We start from the raw sequence: 2,443 nt of genomic DNA, 5'->3' as shown, positions 1-2,443 counted from the left end.
AAGCCGGCAGCGAAGCGTGCCAAATCGACCGGCGCGACCAGCGCGACCGGCGCGACCGGTTCGGCCGCGGCGCGCGCGGCGGCCGCGTCGTCGCCCGAAACCCGTCCGCCGAAGCGTTCGACGTGACGCGGCGCAGATAGCAGGTCGATCATGCGGCTCGCGCTCGTTCTGATGGGAGGCGGCGCACGTGCCGCCTATCAGGTCGGCGTGCTCAAGGCGCTGGCCGAGATCGCGCGCGAGGCCGATCCGCAGCGGCACACGCTGCCGTTCGCGGTCGTGTGCGGCTCGTCGGCCGGCGCGATCAACGCAACGTCGATCGCGAGCCACGCGGACGACTTTTCCCACGGCGTGCGGCGCCTGCTCGAATTCTGGGAGCCGTTGCGTGCCGACTACGTGTATCGCACCGACTGGCTCGGCATCGCGGCTGCCGGTGCGCGCTGGCTCGCGACGATGACGTTCGGCTGGGCGGCCCGCCGCTCGCCGCGCGGGCTGCTCGACAACGCGCCGCTCGCGCACCTGCTGCAGCGCGAGCTGAGCTTCCACCGGATCGAGCAGATGCTCGAGGCGCGCCTGCTGCACGCGCTGTCGATCACGGCGCTCAGCTATTCGAGCGGCCGGCACCTCACGTTCTACCAGGCGGCCGAGCCGATCCAGGCGTGGCGGCGCGCGCAGCGCACCGCGCGGCTCGTCGACCTGTCGGCGTCGCACCTGCTCGCGTCGTCGGCGATTCCGTTCGTGTTCCCGGCCGTGCCGCTCGTGCTCGACGGGCAGGTCGAGTACTTCGGCGACGGATCGATCCGGCAGATCGCGCCGCTGTCGCCGGCGATCCACTTCGGCGCGCACCGGATCGTCGTGGTCGGTGCGGCCGACCCGCGGCCCGAGATTCCGGCCGCGAACGGCACGGGGCTGGTACGCGGCTACCCGACGCTCGCGCAGATCGGCCAGCAGGTGCTCGCGAGCGTGTTCCTCGACTCGATCGGCTCGGACATCGAGCGCATCGAGCACATCAACCGGATGATCGAGCATCTGCCGCACCAGGTCGAGGTGGACAGCGGCTGGCGGCACGTCGACGTGCTCGCGATCGCGCCGTCCGAGCGTATCGAGCTGATCGCCGCGAAACACCTGAAGCAGATGCCGGCGACGATGCGCGGGCTGCTCGGCGCGATCGGCGGCAGCCAGCCGGCCGGCGCGTCGTTTGCGAGCTACCTGCTGTTCGAGGAGGCGTTCACGCGCGAACTGATCGAGCTCGGCTACCGCGACGGGCGCGCGCAGCGCGACACGCTGGCCGGCTGGATCGCGCTGGCGGACGGCGGCAGCGCGCCGGCCGCCGGCATGCCGCCGGAAGACGGTTTCGCGACCGGCGAAATACGGGTCTGATGCGCCGGGAGAGGGGCGGGGTTGCATTTTCGCGACGGCCGGCCGCGACCGATCGCCGCACCGCGGTTGGCGGCGCGCGACCGGGCGGGCGTCTCGGAACCGTCATGCACGCGTGCTATCATGGCCGCCGCCGTATACACCATATCGAACAGCCCGCCGATCCGGCATCCGCACGGGGCCCTACGGGGAACCCGCCTGGGGCAGGGGACGGGCTCGTCAGCGAGCCGGCCAGCGCCGGCCCCCACTCAGGCAAGCGCGTAGCCGGTTCCGTTCGTACGGAGCGTGGCTGCGGCATGCCGCAACGGCGGCGGCGCGGCCGCCCGGCTGCCGGACGAGCAATCGGCGTCCGGCCGGTCGGTTTCACGCGTAAAATTACAGTCTTGGCCGCAAAAAGCGCGCTTGGCGCGCCTTTGCGGCAACAGTCACGTTTAGAGAAGTCGCATTGCGCAGAACAGGGGTGGGACCATCATGAACACCATGCTTTATCCGGAACTTTACAGGTCGCTCGAAGCTGTCCGCTGGGACATGGAGAAGGACATTCCGTGGGACAAGTTCGACGCTTCGCTGCTCACCGACGAGCAGGCGAAGACGATCAAGATGAACGCGATCACCGAATGGTCGGCGCTGCCCGCGACGGAAATGTTCCTGCGCGACAACCAGCACGACAGCGACTTTTCCGCGTTCATGAGCGTGTGGTTCTTCGAGGAGCAGAAGCATTCGCTCGTGCTGATGGAATACCTGCGCCGCTTCCGGCCGGAGATGGTGCCGACCGAAGAGGAACTGCACGCGGTGCGCTTCGAATTCGACCCGGCGCCGCCGCTCGAGACGCTGATGCTGCACTTCTGCGGCGAGATCCGCCTGAACCACTGGTACCGCTGCGCGGCCGACTGGCACACCGAGCCGGTCATCAAGCAGATCTACGAAACGATTTCGCGCGATGAAGCGCGCCATGGCGGCGCCTACCTGCGCTACATGAAGAAGGCGCTGAACAACTGCGGCGACGTCGCGCGCGCGGCGTTCGCGAAGATCGGCGTGCTGATGGCGTCGGCGCGCCGCACCGAGAAGC

At 69.3% G+C, this 2,443-nt stretch carries 2 protein-coding genes; both read left to right on the top strand.

Features of this window, described 5'->3' with window-relative positions:
* Positions 1-150 precede the first annotated feature (150 nt).
* Positions 151-1,377, top strand: a complete 1,227-nt coding sequence (locus L810_RS39485; RefSeq protein ID WP_021163735.1) for a patatin-like phospholipase family protein — start codon at positions 151-153, stop codon at positions 1,375-1,377.
* A 468-nt stretch (positions 1,378-1,845) separates the two neighbouring features.
* On the top strand, positions 1,846-2,443 hold a 598-nt coding region (locus L810_RS39480), incomplete at its 3' end, for a ferritin (protein ID WP_042978149.1).

Source organism: Burkholderia sp. AU4i (assembly GCF_000466765.1).
GTDB classification, from domain to species: Bacteria; Pseudomonadota; Gammaproteobacteria; order Burkholderiales; family Burkholderiaceae; genus Burkholderia; species Burkholderia cepacia.
The sequence above is the reverse complement of the archived record's forward strand: the minus strand, read 5'-3'. Positions and strand labels throughout refer to the sequence as shown.

Excerpts from the sequence above, each read along its gene's own strand:
- L810_RS39485 (WP_021163735.1), top strand. The coding sequence starts at position 151 with ATGCGGCTCGCGCTCGTTCTGATGGGAGGCGGCGCACGTGCCGCCTAT.